The 18335-nt window shown below is 70.4% G+C and carries 14 protein-coding genes; 6 read left to right on the forward strand and 8 right to left on the reverse strand.

The annotated features are described in order from the left end of the window. Positions 1–141 precede the first annotated feature (141 nt). From ngcE to ABZ794_RS00085, 3 genes are read left to right on the forward strand one after another with little or no spacing between them, the layout of a single operon-like run. Positions 142–1578, forward strand: a complete 1437-nt coding sequence (gene ngcE / locus ABZ794_RS00075; RefSeq protein ID WP_210781980.1) for an N-acetylglucosamine/diacetylchitobiose ABC transporter substrate-binding protein — start codon at positions 142–144, stop codon at positions 1576–1578. Between the two features lie 18 nt (positions 1579–1596). Then, on the forward strand, positions 1597–2505 hold the full coding sequence (locus tag ABZ794_RS00080) for a sugar ABC transporter permease (RefSeq protein ID WP_357513412.1): 909 nt from the start codon (positions 1597–1599) through the stop codon (positions 2503–2505). Beyond that, positions 2505–3434 carry a carbohydrate ABC transporter permease gene (locus ABZ794_RS00085; protein WP_210781978.1) on the forward strand — a complete coding sequence of 310 codons (930 nt, stop codon included), beginning with the start codon at positions 2505–2507 and terminating at the stop codon, positions 3432–3434. The genes ABZ794_RS00080 and ABZ794_RS00085 overlap by 1 nt, the downstream gene beginning before the upstream one ends. 6 nt (positions 3435–3440) lie before the next feature. Here the strand turns inward: ABZ794_RS00085 and ABZ794_RS00090 are convergent, their stop codons facing one another. Together ABZ794_RS00090 and ABZ794_RS00095 are read right to left on the reverse strand one after the other, a co-directional pair. Then, positions 3441–5132, reverse strand: coding sequence for an ABC transporter ATP-binding protein (locus ABZ794_RS00090; protein WP_247669065.1), 1692 nt, complete (start codon positions 5130–5132; stop codon positions 3441–3443). A gap of 50 nt (positions 5133–5182) precedes the next feature. Further along, positions 5183–6886, reverse strand: a complete 1704-nt coding sequence (locus tag ABZ794_RS00095; protein WP_357514182.1) for an ABC transporter ATP-binding protein — start codon at positions 6884–6886, stop codon at positions 5183–5185. Between the two features lie 120 nt (positions 6887–7006). Between ABZ794_RS00095 and ABZ794_RS00100 the strand changes: the two genes are divergently transcribed. From ABZ794_RS00100 to ABZ794_RS00110, 3 genes are all read left to right on the forward strand, one after another. Beyond that, complete coding sequence (locus ABZ794_RS00100; RefSeq protein WP_210782022.1) at positions 7007–8716, forward strand: bifunctional 3'-5' exonuclease/DNA polymerase; 1710 nt, start codon at positions 7007–7009, stop codon at positions 8714–8716. 91 nt (positions 8717–8807) lie between these two features. Then, positions 8808–9299 carry a hypothetical protein gene (locus ABZ794_RS00105; protein WP_210781974.1) on the forward strand — a complete coding sequence of 164 codons (492 nt, stop codon included), beginning with the start codon at positions 8808–8810 and terminating at the stop codon, positions 9297–9299. 190 nt (positions 9300–9489) lie between these two features. Beyond that, entirely contained in the window at positions 9490–10083 is a 594-nt protein-coding gene (locus ABZ794_RS00110; protein WP_210782020.1) for a nucleotidyltransferase family protein, read from the forward strand. Positions 10084–10220: 137 nt separating this feature from the next. Here the strand turns inward: ABZ794_RS00110 and ABZ794_RS00115 are convergent, their stop codons facing one another. The 6 genes from ABZ794_RS00115 to ABZ794_RS00140 all read right to left on the reverse strand — a co-directional run bounded on the left by ABZ794_RS00115 (position 10221) and on the right by ABZ794_RS00140 (position 18192). Further along, complete coding sequence (locus ABZ794_RS00115; RefSeq protein ID WP_238688237.1) at positions 10221–11630, reverse strand: GH1 family beta-glucosidase; 1410 nt, start codon at positions 11628–11630, stop codon at positions 10221–10223. Beyond that, positions 11627–13858: an alpha-xylosidase gene (gene yicI, locus ABZ794_RS00120; RefSeq protein ID WP_357513415.1), complete on the reverse strand. Its 2232-nt coding sequence runs from the start codon at positions 13856–13858 to the stop codon at positions 11627–11629. Before yicI ends, ABZ794_RS00115 begins: the two co-directional genes overlap by 4 nt. Beyond that, on the reverse strand, positions 13855–14742 hold the full coding sequence (locus ABZ794_RS00125) for a carbohydrate ABC transporter permease (RefSeq protein WP_238688239.1): 888 nt from the start codon (positions 14740–14742) through the stop codon (positions 13855–13857). Before ABZ794_RS00125 ends, yicI begins: the two co-directional genes overlap by 4 nt. Before the next feature lies 1 nt (position 14743). Further along, complete coding sequence (locus tag ABZ794_RS00130; RefSeq protein WP_112583000.1) at positions 14744–15712, reverse strand: sugar ABC transporter permease; 969 nt, start codon at positions 15710–15712, stop codon at positions 14744–14746. A gap of 67 nt (positions 15713–15779) precedes the next feature. Next, complete coding sequence (locus ABZ794_RS00135) at positions 15780–17084, reverse strand: extracellular solute-binding protein (RefSeq protein ID WP_210781966.1); 1305 nt, start codon at positions 17082–17084, stop codon at positions 15780–15782. Positions 17085–17160: 76 nt separating this feature from the next. Then, positions 17161–18192 carry a LacI family DNA-binding transcriptional regulator gene (locus tag ABZ794_RS00140; RefSeq protein WP_357514184.1) on the reverse strand — a complete coding sequence of 344 codons (1032 nt, stop codon included), beginning with the start codon at positions 18190–18192 and terminating at the stop codon, positions 17161–17163. Between the last annotated feature and the right edge of the window lie 143 nt (positions 18193–18335).

Genomic DNA, 18335 nt, shown 5'->3' on the forward strand with positions numbered 1-18335 from the left:
CCACCAGGCGGTTGTGGAACCCAATAAACACCACCCCCCAACGGCCCCGGGGGGGGACCACCAAACCCTCCCCGTGGCGGGGGGTTCCGCCGGACGTCTCCGGCGTACCGCATGACCCGAATTCCACAAGGAGAGACGACGATGTCGATTACCCCCGAACACCCGGCCGCACTCGACCGTCGCACGGTGCTGCGTCGCGCCGCCGCCGTGGGCATGCTCGCCACTCCGGCCATCGGCCTGCTCGGCGCCTGCGCCACCAGCGGCAGCGACGGTGACAACGAGCAGGTTGCCGGCGGCACCAAGAGCGAGAAGAACCCGCTGGGCGTCAAGGAGGACGCCGGGATCGAGGTGGTCATCTTCAACGGTGGCTACGGCGAGAAGTACGCCACCGACGTGCACGAGCCGCTGTACAAGAAGGCGTTCCCCAAGGCCGAGGTCAAGCACCAGGCCACCCAGGCCGTCTCCACAGTGCTCCAGCCGCGGTTCGCCTCCGGTAACCCGCCGGAGTTCGTGAACAACTCGGGCGAGAAGCTGATGGACTTCGGCGCGCTCGTGGCCGACGGTCAGCTCCAGGACCTCACCGAGCTGTGGGACGCGCCGTCGGTCGACGACCCGTCCAAGAAGGTCCGCGACACAGTGGTGCCGGGCACCATCGAGGCCGGTTCGTTCAACGGCAAGCCGTTCGTCCTGTACTACGTCTCCACCGTCTTCGGCATCTGGTACTCGGGCAAGCTGTTCAAGGACAACGGCTGGGCGCCGGCGAAGAACTGGGACGAGTTTATCGCCCTGCTCACGAACATCAAGGCCAAGGGCATCACCCCGTACGGCTACGCCGGGGCGAACGCTGCCTACTACCAGTGGAACGTGATCCTCACCCACGCCGCCAAGATCGGCGGCACGGACGTGCTGAAGAACATCGACAACCTGGAGGACGGTGCCTGGAAGCAGGACGCCGTCAAGCAGGCCGCCGCGGCGTGGGCCGAGGTCGGCGCGAAGTTCAGCGACAAGAGCTTCGAGGGGCTCAAGCACACCGACGTGCAGCTGCGGCAGAACCAGTACAAGGTGGCCATGTACCCCAGCGGTGACTGGCTGGAGGGCGAGCAGAAGAAGGACACGCCGGCCGGCTTCGACTACCAGCTCATGCCGGTGCCGAGCCTGTCCGCCTCGGACAAGCTGCCGGCCACCGCGCTGCGCGCCACCGCCGGTGAGGGCTACTTTGTCTCGGCGAAGAGCAAGAACCCCAAGGGCGGGCTGGAGTACATGCGTCAGATGCTCTCGACGGCGGGCGCGAAGGGCTTCACCGAGGTGGTCAAGGCCCCGACCGTGGTCACCGCCGGCTCGGAGGGCTTCGCCTTCCCGCCCGGTGTGGCCAGCTCGCAGGCTGCGCTCAAGGCGGCCGGTCAGGACGTGTTCAACCTGTACTTCGACGGTTGGTACAAGGAGCTCGACACGGAGGCGCGTACCGCCACCAACGAGCTGATGTTCGGCCGGATCAACGCGGACGCCTTCGTGGAGCGGATCCAGAAGCGCGCCGACGCCATCAAGAAGGACAGCTCCGTCACCAAGTTCAAGCGCTGATCGATCGGAGCTAGGGTCATGCGGCACGGCAAGTATCCATTCGTGATCGGGTTCCTGTTCGCCCCGGTCGCGCTGTACGTGACATTCGTGATCTGGCCGTACGCGCAGGCGTTCCAGATCTCGATGACCAACTGGCGGGGGCTGTCGGCCCCGCAGTGGGTGGGCTTCGACAACTACCGGAGGTTGCTCGACGACGGGGCCTTCTGGAAAGCGGTCCAGCACCACGGCGTACTGCTGCTTGCCCTGCCGCTGATCACCATTGCCATCGCCCTGTTCTTCGCCTTTCTGCTCAACGTGGGCGGCAAGAGCAGCGGTGGTCAACGCCAGGGGGTCTGGGGGGCGAAGTTCTACCGGGTGGTGTTCTTCTTCCCCCAGGTCCTGGCGGTGGCCATCATCGCCGTGTTGTTCCAGATGGTGTACCGGCCGAACGAGTCCGGCCTGATCAACGGCGTGTTGATGAAGCTCGGCATCGAGCCGATCCTCTTCCTGGTCAAGCCGAACCTGGCCCTCTGGTCGATTATCGCGGTGCTGGTCTGGCAGGCGGTCGGCTTCTACGTGGTGCTCTTCTCGGCGGGGATGGCCTCCATCCCCGGTGAGATCTACGAGGCCGCCGAGATGGACGGGGCGACGAAGGTGACCCTGTTCTTCCGGGTCACGCTGCCGCTGCTGTGGGACACCCTCCAGGTGGCCTGGGTGTACCTCGGGATCGCGGCGTTCGACGCGTTCGCCATCGTGGCGGTGCTCTCGGTGGACGGTGGCGGCCCGGACGGCGCCACCACAGTTCTCGCCATGGAGATCTACCGCAACGCGTTCGTCTACTCGAAGTACGGCTACGCCTCGGCGATGGGCGTGGCGCTGTTCTTCCTCACCCTCACGTTCGCGGCGCTGACGCTGCGGTTCACCAAGCGGGAAAGCGTGGAGTACTGATGAATCCGCAGTCGACGCTGCCGCCGACGCCGGCGGCGCTGCCGCCGAAGACCGGTGACCCGTCCGCCCCCGGCGGGTCGGGGCACGAGGGCCCCCGCTCGGAGGTAAAGCTGTTCGCCGGCCTGGGGCACGTCGCGCTCGCCGTGTGGGCGGTGATCGTGATCGTGCCGATCCTCTGGACCTTCCTCGCCGCGTTCAAGAACACCAGCGAGATCTTCAGCAGCCCCTGGACGCTGCCGGCCGAGCTGCGCTGGGAGAACTTCGGGCGGGCCTGGACCAAGGCGCACGTCGGGCGGTACTTCCTCAACAGCGTGATCGTCGTGTCGTGCAGCACGTTCCTCACCATGCTGCTCGGCTCGATGGCCGCGTACGTGCTGGCCCGCTACAAGTTCTGGGGCAACCGGGCGGTCTACTTCCTCTTCGTCTCGGGGTTGGCCTTCCCCGTCTTCCTGGCACTGGTGCCGCTCTTCTTCGTGGTGAAGAACCTCGGTCTGCTGGACACCCACACCGGCGTGGTGCTGGTCTACACCGCGTACTCGTTGCCGTTCACCGTGTTCTTCCTGGCCGCGTTCTTCAAGACGCTGCCGTCGTCGGTGGCCGAGGCGGGGATGATCGACGGCTGCGGGCACAGCCGGCTGTTCTTCCAGGTGATGATGCCGATGGCGAAGCCGGGCCTGATCAGCGTCGCGATCTTCAACATCATCGGTCAGTGGGCGCAGTACCAACTCCCGTTGGTGCTGCTCTCCAACGCCAAGGACAAATGGGTGCTCACCCAGGGCATCGCCGACATCTCCGTCAACGCCGGCTACGAGGCGGACTGGTCCGGGCTGTTCGCCGCGCTGACCATCGCCATCCTCCCGATGATCCTCGTGTACGCGGTGTTCCAGCGTCAGATCCAGGCCGGTCTCACCTCCGGCGCGGTGAAGTAGGACGCCTCACCGCTCGTCGACGCGGGTGTGCCAGGAGCGCCACAGCGCTGCGTACGCCCCGCCGGCCGCGACCAGCTCGTCGTGGCTGCCGATCTCGGTGATCCGACCGTCGGCGAGCACGGCGACCCGGTCGGCGTCGTGGGCGGTGTTGAGCCGGTGCGCGATCGCGATGACGGTCCGCCCGACCAGCACGGCGGCCAGCGCGCGTTCGGTCCGGCGGGCGGTGGACGGATCGAGCGCGGCGGTCGCCTCGTCCAGGATCAGCGTGTGCGGGTCGGCGAGCACCAACCGGGCCAGCGCGACCTGTTGGGCCTCGGCCGCACCGAGTTGACGGGCCCCGTCGCCGAGCTGGGTGTCCAGGTCGTCGGGTAGCTCGGCAAACCAATCGGCGCCCACTGTGAGCAGCGCGGCGCGCATCTGTTCGTCGGAGGCGTCGGGCGCGGCGAAGGAGAGGTTGTCGCGTACCGAGCCGATGAAGACGTGGTGCTCCTGGGTGACCAGGGCGATCCGTCGGCGTCGCTCGGCCGGGTCGAGGTCGGTGACCGGGCAGCCGCCGATGCTGACGACGCCGTGGCGCGGCGCGTCGATCCCGGCCAGTAGCCGGGCCAGGGTGGACTTGCCGGCGCCGGACGGGCCGACGACGGCCAGCCGCTCACCGGGCTGCACCTCCAGGTCGATGCCGTGCAGCACGTCCGGCCCGTCGGAGTAGGAGAACCGGGCGCCACTGACGACGAGCCGCTCGCCCCGTGACGAGGCGGTAGTGCCGGGTGCTTCCGGCGGGACCATGCCGACGCCGAGCAGCCGCGCGTACGACGCGAAGCCGCGTTGCGCCTGCTCGGTCCACTGCAACAGCCGGTCCAACGGGTCGATCGCCTGTTGCAGGTAGAGCGCGGCGGCGACCACAGCGCCGAGCGACACCATGTCCCGGGAGAGCAGGTAACCCCCGACGAGCAGGACCATGGCGACCGGCAGCGGATAGCTGGCCTCGACGACCGAGAAGAACACGGTACGCAGCGCGAGGGTCGCCCGACGGGCCCGCCAGACCGCTGTGACGCGGGTGGTGCCGTGCCGGATCCGGTCGTCGGCCAGCCGCAGCGCCTCCACGGTGCGCGCGCCCTCGGCGGTGGTGGTCAGCGTCTCGGTCAGCTCGGCCGCCGCCGCGCCCTCGGTGAGGTACGCGGAGCTGGCCCGGCGCAGGTACCAGCGGGTCACCGCCACTATCGACGGGAGCCCGGCCAGCGCGGCCAACCCGAGCAGCGGGTGCAGCAGGAAGACGGCCCCGAACAGCAACGTCAACTGCACCCCGGCGATGACGATGGTGGGCACCACGTCCCGGACGGTGGTGCCGACCGTCGACACGTCGACCGAGCTGCGGGTGGCCAGGTCCCCGGAGCCGGCACGCTCGACGACCGAGACGGGCAGCCCGAGAGTCCGGGACACGAACTCCTCGCGCAGCTCGGCGACGGCCCGTTCGCCGAATCGGTGGCCGGCGTACTGGGCGTACCGGGAGAGCAGGGCGCTGACCAGGACGCAGCCGGCGATGGCCAGTGCCAGTCGGTCGACCGTGGCCACGCCCGCTCCCGCGGTGACCCGGTCGACGATGGTGCCCAGCAGCCACGGCGGGGCGAGCCCGGCGACCGCGGCGGCGCTGTGCAGCGCCAGCACGACCCCGACGGCGCGCCGGTGCCGGCTGATCATGTCCCGCAGGGCCCGGCGTACGGTGCCGCGGTCGGCGACCGGCAGCCGGCTCACCGGTACGCCTCCTCGCTGCCGCGGGCCACCAGGTGCCGGTAGGCCGGGTCGTCGTCGAGCAGGTCGGCGTGGCTGCCGGTGGCGGTGATCCGGCCGGCGCTCAGAAGCGTGACCAGGTCGGCCCGGCCGAGCAGCAGCGGCGACGTGGCGATCACCACTGTGGTCCGCCCGGCCCGCGCGGCCCGCAGCCGCTCGGCGATCCGTGCCTCGGTGTGCGCGTCCACCGCCGACGTCGGGTCGACGAGGATCAGCACCTCCGGTTCGCTGCTCAGCGCCCGGGCCAGGCGCAGCCGTTGGCGTTGACCGCCGGAGAGCGTGCGGGCTCGGGCGTCGATCGGGGTGTCCAGCCCGGAGGGCAGGGCGTCGACGACGTCCTGCGCCGAGGCGGTCCGCAGGGCGGCGTCGATCCGTTCGTCGTCGTCGGCGCCGGCGCGCAGGATGTCGCGCAGCGTGCCGGCGAAGAGGTAGGAGTCGTGGTCGGCGACGAGGATCCGCGCGCGGACCTCGTCCAGGGCGACCTCGCGCAGCGGCACGCCGCCCCAGGTGACGTCGCTGGCGACGTACCGGCCGAGCCGGTCGGCCAACGCCACGGCCGCCGCCGGGTCGTCTGCCGCCACCGCGGTCAGCTGGCCGGCGCGCACGGTCAGGCCGGTCACCGGGTCGTGCAGGTCGGCCGGGCCGTCCGGCGCGGCCAGCTCGTCCGGCCGGCGTGCCTCGGGTACGGCGCCCGGCCACCGGCGGCCCGGGCCACCGACGTCGTCCGGTGTCACGTTGAGCAGGTCGGTGATCCGTCGGGCGGCGACCCGACCGCGGATGAGCTGGTAACTGCCCTCCAGCAGAAACCAGACCGGCACGATCAGGGTCGCCACGTAGCCGTAGACGGCCACCAACTCGCCGATCGTGACGTCACCGGTCACCGCCATCCGGGCCGTCAGCCACACCACCGCCGCCAGGAACAACCCGGGGATGGCGACCGTCGCCGCGTCGATCCAGCTGTTGACAGCGGCGACCCGGTAGCCCTCGGCGCGTAGCTCCTGGGACCGGGCCGCGTACCGCCGGGCGAACAGGTCCCGGCCGCCCACCCCGGCGAGCACCCGCAGCCCGGCCACGATGTCACCGGAGCGGGCGGTGAGCGCGCCCTGTTGCCGGCGGTAGACCGACTCGACCTGCTCCAGGCGGCGCAGCAGCGGCCCCACGATCAGACCGACGACCGGCACCCCCACCAGCACGCAGAACGCGAGCATCGGGGAGATCGACCAGAGCACCACGGCGATCACCCCGTACGCGACAACCGCGCCGACGCCCGGCCCGGTCAGCGTCAGCACCTGCGCCGTCCAGTCGATGTCGGAGCCGCCGATGGTGGACACCTCGCCCGCCCCGACCCGGCGGGGCAGCACCGCGCCGATGCGGGACAGATGGCGCAGCAGAACCTCCGCCGAGCGAGCCTTGGCGTCCTCCCGGAGGAAGGTCATCGTGCGGTGCCGCATGATGCCCAGGTAGGACAGGCCCACGCCGGCGACGACGATCGCCGCGACCCAGAGCGCCAGGGCCTGGGTGTCGCGTCCGCGCAGCCCGTCGTCGACGGCGCGGGCGATCAGGTATGGCCGCACCGAGAGCCCGATCATCCAGGCCGTGCCGATCAGGCTGCCGCGCAGCACCCGCCAGGGTTGGCAGCGGACCAGCCACCAGAGGTAGCGCATCGGACCGCGGGCGTCGGGGGTGCCAGGATCGGGATGCGGGATCTGCGGAGGCACCCGATCACGCTACCGACCGGCCCCGACACCCCACCGACCCGATCATGGTGAGGTGCGCCTCCGTTTCTGTCGGACGGGAGAGGCAGAATCACGTTCGTGCTGGTGGCGGTGGTGTCCGACGAACGGGGTGGGGGAGTGCTGTGCCCGCTGGACGCCACCGGCCGGCCGACCGGGCCGCCCGAGGTCGTCACCGATCTGGTCGCCGCGGTCGCCGCCCGCGAGGCCGCCGAGCACCCGCGCTGGGTCTGGTCGACCGCCACGGCGGTCTACCCGACGCTGCTGCGCGCCGGCGTCCGGGTCGATCGGTGTCACGACGTGGAGTTGACCGAGGCGTTGCTGCTCGGGCACGTGGGCCGCTGGGGTGAGCCCCGCTCGCTGGCCGCCGCCTGGGCCCGGCTGACCGGCGCGGCGGTGCCGCCCGACCCGCCGCCGCGCGCCGCCGCACCGCCCGGGCACGGGCAGGGCGCGCTCTTCGACACGGTGCCCGGTCCGCCGGGCCCGGGCATCGAGGCACTGACCCAGGTGTACGCCGACCAGCTCACCCGCGTCGCCGCGACCGAGCACCCCGGCCGCTTCCGGTTGCTGGTGGCCGCGGAGTCGGCCGGCGCGCTGATCGCGGCGGAGATGGGCGTCGCCGGGCTGCCCTGGCGTGCCGACGTGCACAACGAGATCCTGCACGAGCTGCTGGGCGAGGCGTCCCCGGTCGGTGGTCCGCCACGCCGACTCGCCGAGCTGGCCGCCCGGATCGCCGACGCGCTCGGCGTACGCGGCCTGCACACCGACTCTCCGGCGGAGCTGCTGAAGGCGTTCGCCCGGGTCGGGGTGGAGCTGCCCAACACCCGGGCCTGGGTGCTGCGCGGGGTGGACCATCCGGCGGTGCCGCTGGTGCTGGAATACAAGGAGCTCTACCGGATCTGGACGGCGCACGGCTGGTCCTGGCTCGATCAGTGGGCGCGGGGCGGCCGGTTCCAACCGGAGTACGTGCCGGCCGGCGTCGTCTCCGGCCGATGGGCCACCCGGGGTGGTGGCGCGTTGCAGATCCCCAAGGTGATCCGGCGGGCGGTGGTGGCCGATCCGGGCTGGCGGTTGGTGGTCGCCGACGCCGGCCAATTGGAGCCTCGGGTGCTGGCCGCGGTCTCCGGCGACGCGCGGTTGGCGGCGGCGGGCGGTGCCGGTGACCTCTACGCGGCCCTGGCCCGGGATTCGTTCGGCGGTGACCGGGCCAAGGCCAAGGTGGCCCTGCTCGGCGCGATGTACGGGCAGACCGGCGGGGCCGCGGTGCCCGCGTTGGCGGTGCTGAAGCGCAGCTACCCGACGGCGTTCGGGTACGTCGAGGCGGCGGCGCGGACCGGTGAGAACGGTGGGCTGGTGCGGTCGTGGTTGGGGCGGACCTGTCCGCCCGGCTCGGCCGGGTTCGGTGATCTCGACGACGAGCCCTCCGACCCGGAGGGGGCGGGTGACCCGCACAGTCCGAGGGCGCGTGCCGCCCGGTCCCGGGGGCGCTTCACCCGCAACTTCGTCATCCAGGCCACTGCTGCGGAGTGGGCCTCCACGTTGCTGGCCACGCTGCGGACGGAGCTGTCCGGCACGGACGCCGAGCTGGTCTTCTTCCAGCACGACGAGGTGGTCGTGCACGCGCCCGCCGATCAGGCGGACGCAGTCGCCGAGGCCGTCAATCGGTCGGGCGAGCGCGCATCCGCGTTGCTCTTCGGTGCGACGCCGGTCCGGTTCCCACTGGACCTGTCCATCGTCGACTGCTACGCCGACGCGGCCTGACCTGCGGGCCAACTCAAGCGGGAGACACCCCGGGGCGGTGCCCCGGTTAGTCTCATGCGGTCGTGCCGCCGTCGGAATGGGAGGGTGCCCCATGGTCGTCGGAGTCATCCGTCATCTGGCCGGGATGGTCGCCGCCTGCCTGGCCCTCGTCGCCGAGGCGGTCCTGGGCTACCTCGGTCTGCTCGCGTACGCGTTGGCCACCGGCTCGGGTGTGGGTGGCCCGCTGGCCGGGCCGATGCTCGTCTTGATCGCCGCGGTGCTCGGCGTGGTCTTGATTCCCCTGCTCTTCCTGCCGGCTGTGGCGGTCGGGGAGGCCGTCGGCCGGCATCGGGGGACCGGCCGGGTGGTGGTGCTGGCCGCGCTCGTCGCGGTCGTCCTGGCCGCCGGGTACGCCGTGGCCGGGGCGATTGCCAGCGGGGTGTCCGCCGGCTACGTGCCTCTGGTCGCGGGAATCGCCGTGCTGCTGATCGTTGCTCCGGTGGTCCTGTACGCGCTCACCGCACGCGGCCTCGGCTGGGTGGCGCGATGGGTGCCCCAGCGTTGGGGCGGCACCGCGGTCGCAATGTCCGGGGAGTCGGGTTGATGGCTGACTCTTCTCGATGATCATCCGGTAGGCGTGTCGGCGGATGCCGGTCGTGTAACGGTTGTGCTATTTCTCCTTTTCGCCCCGCCACCCCCGGCTGGCCCTCCTCGTTGCAGTGTCCGTAGGAGGGGACGGAACTGTCACGGTCCGTCCCGTGCTGGAGGGGGCGCAGCTGAACCGGATCGCAGGAATGATCATCGCCGCAGGCGGGGGACGACGGATCGGTGGTCCCGAGGCGCTGCTGCACCAGGGCGACAAGCCCCTGGTGAATCAGATGATCGACACGATGACCGAGGCGGGCTGCGAGCAGATCGTGGTCGTCCTGGGCGCTGCCGCCGAGCAGGTCCGGGAGACCGCCGACCTGGGCAAGGCCACCGTTGTGATCAACAAGGCGTGGGGCACCGGAGTTGGCTCGTCCATCCGGGCCGGCCTGGCCGCCATGGACGACGAGGGGATCGAGGCGGTGGTGGTGGTCCCGGTCGACATGCCGGGCCTGACCGCCACGGCGGTCAGCCGGGTGGCCGCGCTGCCGTACCCGGACGTGCTGGTCTGCGCCACCTACGACGGGTTGCGCGGCTATCCGATGCTGTTCGGTCGCCGGCACTGGCCCGGTATCGCCACCCTGGCCAGCGCCGACGTGGGCGCCCGGCCGTACCTGTTGGCGCACAAGGACCAGATCGTCGACATCGCCTGCGACTCGGTTGCCGACGGCAGCCGGATCGACACCCCGGAGCTGATGGAGCTCTACGGGCTCACGGTCCCGCCACAGCGCGTCGGCGTCTAGCGCCGCTCCGCGCGATCTTGCAGTTTCTGTCGCCGATACGTGTGGCATGCCCTGAATGTCGGGGCAGTAAGTGCAAGATCGCGGGAGGGTGGATGTGCGCCGGGCAGCCCCGTTACCGAGGCCGCCCGGCGGTGCGCCTACTTTGCGGCCTGGTCCAGCTGCCCGGTGGCGGCGAGGCGCTGGTACCAGTGGGCGCTGTCCTTCCAGGTGCGTACCTGGGTGTCGTAGTCGACCCGGATGATGCCGAAGCGACGGTCGTAGCCGTAGCCCCACTCGAAGTTGTCCAGCAACGACCAGACAAAGTAGCCGCGCACATCCGCGCCCTGCGCGCGGGCGTCGGCCATCGCGCCGATGTGCCGACGCAGGTAGTCGATCCGCCGGTCGTCGTGGATCCGGCCGTCGGCCGACACCACATCGTCGAACGCCGCGCCATTCTCGGTGATCATCATGGGCTGGCTGGGGTATTCACGCTGGAGGCGCAGCAGCAGCTCGGTCAGCGCCGGCGGGTCGATGTTCCAACCCATCGCCGTGTACGGGCCGGGCTGCGGCAGGAAGTCGACGTTCTCCGCGGCGACCCACGGCGTCGACGTCGACGCACCGTGCCCGTCGGCGTCGGAGCGGGCCGACACCCCGTCCCAGGCCCGGACCAGGGTGCTGGAGTAGTAGTTGACCCCTAGCACGTCCAGCGGCACCGCTATCAGCTTCTCGTCGCCCTCCCGGACGAACGACCAGTCGGTGACGGAGGCGGTGTCGGCCAGCAGGTCGGCCGGGTACTCCCCGTCCAGCATCGGGCCGAGGAACGCCCGGTTCGCCAACGCGTCGATCCGCCGGACCGCGTCCTGGTCGGCGGCCGAGTCGGACGCGCCCCGGATGACGTGCAGGTTCAGCGTCACCGACAGCTCGGCGGACGGGGCAAGCTCCCGGACCACCCGACCGGCCAGGCCGTGCGCGAGGTTGAGGTGGTGCACCGCGGCCAGCGCCGCCGCCGGCTCGGTCCGACCCGGCGCGTGCACGCCGGAGGCGTAGCCCAGGTACGCGGAGCACCACGGCTCGTTGAGCGTCGTCCAGGTGTGCACCCGGTCACCCAGCGCGCCGACGATGCCCGCCGCGTACTCCTGGAAGCGCAACGCGGTCTCCCGCGCCGCCCACCCGCCAGCGTCCTCCAACTCCTGCGGCAGGTCCCAGTGGTACATGGTGGCCACCGGGCGGACGCCCCGCTCCAGCAGCCCGTCCACCAGCCGCGAGTAGAAGTCGATGCCGGCCTGGTTGAACCGGCCGGAGCCGCCCGGCTGCACCCGGGGCCAGGAGATGGAGAACCGGTACGCGCCGAGCCCCAGGTCGGCGATGTGGCCGAGGTCGTCGGCCCACCGGTGGTAGTGGTCGGCGGCCACGTCACCGGTGTCGCCGTTGAGGGTCCGACCCGGTGTGTGGCTGTAGGTGTCCCAGATGGACGGTCCGCGCCCGTCCTCGGTCGCCGCGCCCTCGATCTGGTACGCGGCGGTCGCCGAGCCCCAGACGAAGCTCTCCGGGAAGTGGTGTTGCGTCATCGTTCCGTCCCCTGGATCTCGCAGATGTAGCCCGTCGAGGTGCCGGCCACCAGTTCGGCGCTGGCCGTCCCACCCTCGTAGCGCACGTCGAACTCGGCGCCCGGACCGTTGCCGGGTGACGGTACCCGTACCCGGGTCCGCTGCCCCTCGGTCGGTGCGTACACCCGCAGCCGCACATCGTCGGCCCACTCGTAGTCCGGTCGGTCGGTGCGCGAGCCGAACGGGATGACCGCGCCCGGTCGGGCCAGCACCGGCAGGCTGTCGACGTCGTGCTTCTCGGTCAGCCAGGCCGGGCCGGTGACCTGCGCGCCGGTGACCAGGTGCGTCCAGGTGCCCGCGGGGACGTAGTACGTGACGTCGCCGTCGGCGCTGAGCACCGGGGCGACCAGCACGTCCGGGCCGAGCATGTACTGCCGGTCCAGGTGCGCCGTCGCCGGGTCGTCCGGGAACTCCAGGAACATCGGCCGCATCACCGGCGTCCCGTCGCGGTGTGCCTCCTGGGCGGCGGCCGCCAGGTACGGCATCAGGCCGAGCTTGAGGTGGGTGAAGTGCCGCAGCACGTCCACGGCCTCCTCGTCGTACGCCCACGGCACCCGGTACGAGCCGGACCCGTGCAGTCGGGAGTGCGAGGAGAGCAGCCCGAAGGCGACCCACCGCTTGAACACCGCCGGGTCGGGAGTGCCCTCGAAGCCGCCGATGTCGTGGCTCCAGTAGCCGAAGCCGGACGCCGCCAGGGACAACCCACCGCGCAGCGACTCGGCCATCGCGACGAACGTCGACTCGCAGTCGCCGCCCCAGTGCACCGGGAACTGCTGCCCGCCGGCGGTGGCCGAGCGGGCGAACAGCACCGCCTCGCCCTCGCCGCGCTCGGTCTCCAGCAGCTCGAAGACCGCCTTGTTGTAGAGGTACGAGTAGTAGTTGTGCATCCGCTGCGGGTCCGAGCCGTCGTGCCACACCACGTCGGTCGGGATGCGCTCGCCGAAGTCGGTCTTGAAGCAGTCGACGCCCATGTCCAGCAGGGCCTTGAGCTTGCCGGTGAACCAGCGGACCGCGTCCGGGTTGGTGAAGTCGACGAGCGCCATGCCGGCCTGCCACTTGTCCCACTGCCAGACCGAACCGTCCGGGTTGCGCACCAGGTAACCGGCCTCGCGGCCCTCCTCGAAGAGGTACGAGCGCTGCGCGATGTACGGGTTGATCCAGACGCACACCTTCAGGTCGCGTTCGTGCAGCCGGCGCAGCATCCCGTCCGGGTCGGGGAAGGTCGCCGGGTCCCAGACGAAGTCGACCCAGTGGAACTGACGCATCCAGAAACAGTCGAAGTGGAACACCGACAGCGGCAGCCCGCGCTCGGCCATCCCGTCGACGAACTCGGTCACCGTCTTCTCGTCGTACGAGGTGGTGAACGAGGTGGACAACCAGAGGCCGTACGACCAGGCGGGGACCCGGGCCGGACGGCCGGTGAGGGCGGTGTACCGGCGCAGCACGTCCTTCGGTTGGGGCCCGTCGATGACGTAGTAGGTGAGCGACTGGCCCTCGACGCTGAACTGGGTCTGGGCGACGACCTCGGAGCCGACCTCGAACGACACGTGCTCCGGGTGGTCCACGAAGACCCCGTAGCCGGCGCTGCTCAGGTAGAACGGCACGTTCTTGTACGCCTGCTCGCTGGCGGTGCCCCCGTCGGCGTTCCAGATGTCGACGGTCTGCCCGTTCTTCACGAACGGGCCGAAGCGCTCGCCCAACCCGTACACCGTCTCACCGACGCCGAGGGCGAGCCGTTCGTGTACGTGCCGGCGGCCCTCGGCGTCGGTGACGACGCCGATGCTGCGTGCGGTGGACGCGGTGACCAGCCGGTCGCCGTGCAGGAAGTCGACCCGCCACTCGTCGATGAGCGCGACCCGCGCGGTCAGCTCGCCGGTGGTCAGCGTCGCGCTGAGCCCGGTGACGTCGACGGTGACCGGGTGCGTCTCGTCGGTGCTCAGCCCGAAGTGCGGCTCGCGGGGCAGCCCTCCGGTGTGGTGGGCGATGGTCACCCCGATGACGCCGGGGGCGGGGGAGAAGAAGCGGACCGTGACCAGGGGGCGGTTGAGGGTGTCGCCGCGGCCGGTGATCTGACCGGTCGGTGCGAAGACGGTGAAGCCGCGCTCGTCCGGCTCGATCGACTCCACGGTGCGGGGCCGCAGGACGCTGACGCCGGGGCGCAGCTGCCAGTACCCGTCGGTGAACTTCACTTCTCGGCTCCTGCCGTGATGCCGCGCGCCAGAGTGCGCTGGAAGATGAGGAAGAAGAGGATGGCCGGCACGAGGCTGATCAGCGCGCCGGCGTTTGTGGTCGGAGCGTCCATCAGCCGGTCGCCCTGCAACGACGCGAGCGCGACCGGAATGGTCTGCGTCTGGTTGTCGATCAGCATGACCAGTGGGATGAGGAACTCGTTCCACGTCCAGATGAAGAAGAAGATGAGCAGCACCGCGAGGGTGGGCCGCAGGTTGGGGAAGACCACCCGCCACAGCACCGTCCACTTGCCGGCGCCGTCCAGCGCGGCTGCCTCCAGCAGCGAGCGCGGGAACGTGCCCATCACCGAGGCGAGCAGGTACGTGCCGAACGCGCTCTGGATCACGGTGAAGATGATGATCACGGAGAGCTGGGTGTTGTAGAGGCCGACCTGCTTCGCCACGTAGTACAGCGGGTAGATCAGCGCCTCCTGCGGCAGCATGTTGGCCAGCAGGAAGAGACCGACGATCCACAGCCGGCCCCGGACCCGGCCGATGCCCAGCGCGTACGCGTTGAGCAGCGACACGGCGACGCCGAGCACTGCCACCGAGCCGGCGATGACGGCCGAGTTCCAGAACTTCAGCGGGAAGTTCACAGTGGTCCAGTACGTGCGCAGACCCTTTGTGTAGAACTCCGTCGGCCAGCTCAGCGGGCCGCCCGAGGAGTAGTCGCCGGGCGACTTGAACGCGTTGAGCAGCATGAACGCGAACGGCACCAGCATGACGAGCGCGCCGAGGGTGAGCAGGGCGAGCACCACCCAGCGGCTGACGCCGCGGTGGTGTCGATCGCGTACGGGCCGGGCCGGCGGCACCGGCGCGGCGCTCGGTGTGAGCGTGACGGCCATGTCAGAACCCCCGGTCCCGGCGCTCGCTGCGGGCCTGCATCCAGATGAAGATCCCGGCCACCACCACGATGATCAGTGTCAGCACCATGGAGATCGCGGAGCCGTAGCCGACCTGCAGCTTCTTGAAGAACGTGTAGTAGGCGAAGTACGACGGCACGTTCGTGGCATTGTCCGGACCACCCCGGGTCAGGGCGAAGATCGGCCCGAACACCTTCAACGCGGCGATCGTGCAGGTCAGGGCCACCACGAAGGTCTCCGGGCGGATCTGCGGAAGGGTGATCGCCCGGAACCGGTGCAGCCAGTTCGCGCCGTCGACCTCGGCCGCCTCGTACAGCTCGGGGTCGACCCGCTGCAACGCCGCCATGAAGACGACCACCGGGTAGCCGATCTGCACCCAGATCATCACTGCCATCACGGCCGGCAGGGCGGTGCCCGGGTCGCCGAGCCAGTCATGGCGTAACGCGCCGAGACCGACCGCGTCGAGGAGGCTGTTGAACGCGCCGTCGGGGCGCAGGATCCAGCCCCAGACGATGCCGGCCACCACGACGGGCAGCACCTGCGGGAGGTAGAACGCGGCCCGCAGCGCGGCGGCGGTGCGGGGCTTGAACCGGCGGCCGATGACGTCGAAGAGCACCGCGGCGAGCAGCAGCCCGAGCACTGTGGGCACCACCACCATCGCGACGAGCATCCAGACGGTGTTGCGGAACGACGCCCAGAACACGTCGTCCTGCAGCAACTGCTGGTAGTTGTCCAGGCCGACCCACCGGGGGTCGCCGATGCCGGACCACTTGGTCAGCGACAGGTAGAGGGTGCCGACCAGCGGCGCGCCGATGACGAGGAGAAAGAGCACCGCTCCGGGGAGCAGGTAGAGCCAGTACGCCGCGTTGCGGCCGCGGCGTCTGCGGCTGGGCGCGGGCGGGGTGGGGGTCGCGGCCGGCGGTGTGGCGGCGACCGTCTCGGAGACAGCCATGGAAGATCCTTCCCGGCGGGGCGGGCGGGCGCGCCGGTCGTGCCGGTCGCGCCCGCCGCTCGCCGTGTCACTTGCCGGTGATCTCCTTGACGCCATCGGCGTACGGCTTGGCGATCGTGTCGAGAACCTGGTCGGGCGACTTCGAGCCGTTGATCAGGCCCTGGAAGCCGGAGACCAGCACGTCGTAGTAGCCGGGGACCGGCCAGTCCGGGTAGAAGGCGAGCCCGTCGGACTTGCTGACCGTGTTGAAGTCCTCGATCAGCTTGCGGTCCTTCGGGTCGCTGATCTTCGACGCGTCAGCGGCGACCGGAACACCACCGTTGTTGCCGATCAGGTCCTGGATCTCCGGACGCAGGGTGATGTCGATGAAGTCGTACGCCAGGCTCTTGGCCTTGCTGTTCTCCGGGACGACCCAGAGGTTGCCGGAGGAGCCGGCCTGCAGGGTGTTGCCGGGGAAGAGGAAGGTGTCCCAGTTGGCCTTCATCTCGGTCTTGAACCGGCCGTACCACCAGCTGCCCGAGACGATCATCGGAACCTTGCCGCCGATGAAGGCGGTGCCCATGTCCTCGGCCTTGAGGCTTGCCGAGTTCTTCGCGACGTAGCCCTTCTGCACCCACTGGGCGAAGGTGTCCGCGCCGTACTTGAGCGGGTCGGCCTTGAAGTCGACAGGGTTCTTGTAGAGCTGGTAGTTGTCGACGAACTGCCGGTCGCCCTTGGAGAGGGCGAGCTGGTAGAAGAGCTGCCCGGCCGGGTACTCGGCGCCGGCCATGCCCAGCGGGGTGATGCCCTTGCCGACGAAGGTGTCCATCGCGGCGGTCATCTCGGCCATCGTGGTCGGGACCTTGACGCCGTTGCTCTGGAACAGGTCCTTGTTGTAGTAGACAGTGACGTACTCGCCGTAGTTCGGCACACCGAACCACTTGCCGGAGCCCATCACGCCCTTGTCGCTGTACCGGGCGGTGGTCTGCAGGCTGGGGCTGAGCTTGCCGGCCCAGCCGCGCTTGTCGGCCTCGCTGCTCAGGTCGGCCAGCAGGCCCTGGGAGGAGAGCAGCCCGGCGGTCGCGTTGCCCTTGTTGTACTCCATGATGTCCGGGCCTTCGGACGAGTTGATGATCATGCCCGCGTTCTGCTGGATCTGCTCGAACGCCTTGCGCTCGAAGCGCACCTCGACGCCCGGGTGTTCGGACTTGAAGATCTCGATCGCCCGGTCCCAGCCGATCCCCATGGCGCTGTTCTCGCTCTCGTAGTGCCAGAGCTTGAGGGTCTTGGCGTCGCTGTTGTCCCCGCTGTCACCACCGCCGCAGGCGGCCACGGTGGTCGTCGCGGTCGCCGCCAGGGCGAGCGCGGCGACGAGCCGGCGGAATCGCTGCATTAGCATCCTCCTCGTTGAGTATCTAGCCGGTACTTCACGAGGCCCGTCGTCGCGTTGCAGCGCGGCGGCGGGCCATTTACTGATCGGCCCCCATTGGCTGGCGGCTTCGAGGTGCGGCGGTCGACCCCCGGATCTCCAACGCGCACGGCAGCAGTTGCTGGTGACGAAGGTCAGCGGGGCCGTCCAGGTGGCGCGTGAGCGCCTCGATCGCGATCCGGCCGAGCGCCGAACCGGGTGACGTCATAGCGGTCAGCGCCGGGGTGGCCAGTTCGGCGACCTGCGGCGAGGTGACCATCGAGACGACGGAGACGTCGTCGGGCACCGACAACCCTCGGCCGGTCAGCTCGCCGAGGATGCCGAAGATCGCCGTCTCGTTCATGGCCAACACCGCGGTCAGCTCCGGGGCCTGCGCGAACGCGGCGGCCAGGGCGGCCCGCCCGCCGGCCGCGCTGTCCTCGGCCGCGATCATCACCGGCTCCAGGCCGTGCCCGGTCATCGCCGCGGTGAAGGCGTCACGGGTACGCAGCGCGGGCCCGTAGCCGCTGGCCAACGTGGCGGCCGAGTGGTTGACGTAGACGATCTGCCGGTGCCCGAGGCCGACCAGGTGCGCGACGGCCTCCCGGACGGTCTGGTCGAAGTCGATGTCGACGTAGGAAAGCGTGCTGGTGTCGCCGGTGCGGCCGATCAGCACCAGCGGCACCCCCGCCTCCTGGAGCACCGTGACCCGCTCGTCGGCCAGCTGGACCTCCATCAGCACGACCCCGTCGAGCATCCGCTGACTGGCCAGCCGACGCAGGTCGTCGAGGTTGCCCCCGCCGACCGGCGAGAGCACCAGGTGGTAGCCGGCGACGCTGGCCGCGGCGGCGGCACCGGTGACGAAGGCGGTCTCGGTGGCGCCGAGGCCGCGTTCGTCCATCGGCATCAGCAGGCCGAGGATTCGGCTGCGGCGACTGGCCAGCCCGCGGGCCATCGCGTTGGGCTGGTAGTCGAGCTGCGCCATCGCGGCGAGCACCTTGTTGCGGGTGGCCTGCGAGATCGGCCGGGTGCCGGTGAGCACGTACGAGACGGTGCTCACCGAGACCTGTGCGAGGCGGGCGACGTCGTGCATGGTGGCCACCGCGTACCTCCTCCGGCCTGGGGTGGGACCGCTCCCGAACTTCGTCGAAGCGTTTCGACGAAGCGGTTCGACAGGACGCTAGGCCACCTGTTACGGCGACGTCAATAGCCGATGTCGAAAAGAATTCAGGGGGC

The sequence above is a fragment of the Micromonospora sp. NPDC047187 genome, from assembly GCF_040643355.1.
In the GTDB taxonomy this organism is placed as follows: domain Bacteria; phylum Actinomycetota; class Actinomycetes; order Mycobacteriales; family Micromonosporaceae; genus Micromonospora; species Micromonospora salmantinae.

What these genes read in the sequence shown, in the direction of transcription:
- ABZ794_RS00110 (WP_210782020.1), top strand. Translation starts at nt 9,490, where the DNA reads ATGATCATCGCCGCAGGCGGGGGACGACGGATCGGTGGTCCCGAGGCG.
- ABZ794_RS00135 (WP_210781966.1), bottom strand. Translation starts at nt 17,084, where the DNA reads ATGCAGCGATTCCGCCGGCTCGTCGCCGCGCTCGCCCTGGCGGCGACC.
- ngcE (WP_210781980.1), top strand. Translation starts at nt 142, where the DNA reads ATGTCGATTACCCCCGAACACCCGGCCGCACTCGACCGTCGCACGGTG.
- ABZ794_RS00095 (WP_357514182.1), bottom strand. Translation starts at nt 6,886, where the DNA reads ATGCGCTACCTCTGGTGGCTGGTCCGCTGCCAACCCTGGCGGGTGCTG.
- ABZ794_RS00090 (WP_247669065.1), bottom strand. Translation starts at nt 5,132, where the DNA reads ATGATCAGCCGGCACCGGCGCGCCGTCGGGGTCGTGCTGGCGCTGCAC.
- ABZ794_RS00085 (WP_210781978.1), top strand. Translation starts at nt 2,505, where the DNA reads ATGAATCCGCAGTCGACGCTGCCGCCGACGCCGGCGGCGCTGCCGCCG.
- ABZ794_RS00115 (WP_238688237.1), bottom strand. Translation starts at nt 11,630, where the DNA reads ATGACGCAACACCACTTCCCGGAGAGCTTCGTCTGGGGCTCGGCGACC.
- ABZ794_RS00105 (WP_210781974.1), top strand. Translation starts at nt 8,808, where the DNA reads ATGGTCGTCGGAGTCATCCGTCATCTGGCCGGGATGGTCGCCGCCTGC.
- ABZ794_RS00140 (WP_357514184.1), bottom strand. Translation starts at nt 18,192, where the DNA reads ATGCACGACGTCGCCCGCCTCGCACAGGTCTCGGTGAGCACCGTCTCG.
- ABZ794_RS00130 (WP_112583000.1), bottom strand. Translation starts at nt 15,712, where the DNA reads ATGGCTGTCTCCGAGACGGTCGCCGCCACACCGCCGGCCGCGACCCCC.
- ABZ794_RS00125 (WP_238688239.1), bottom strand. Translation starts at nt 14,742, where the DNA reads ATGGCCGTCACGCTCACACCGAGCGCCGCGCCGGTGCCGCCGGCCCGG.
- ABZ794_RS00080 (WP_357513412.1), top strand. Translation starts at nt 1,597, where the DNA reads ATGCGGCACGGCAAGTATCCATTCGTGATCGGGTTCCTGTTCGCCCCG.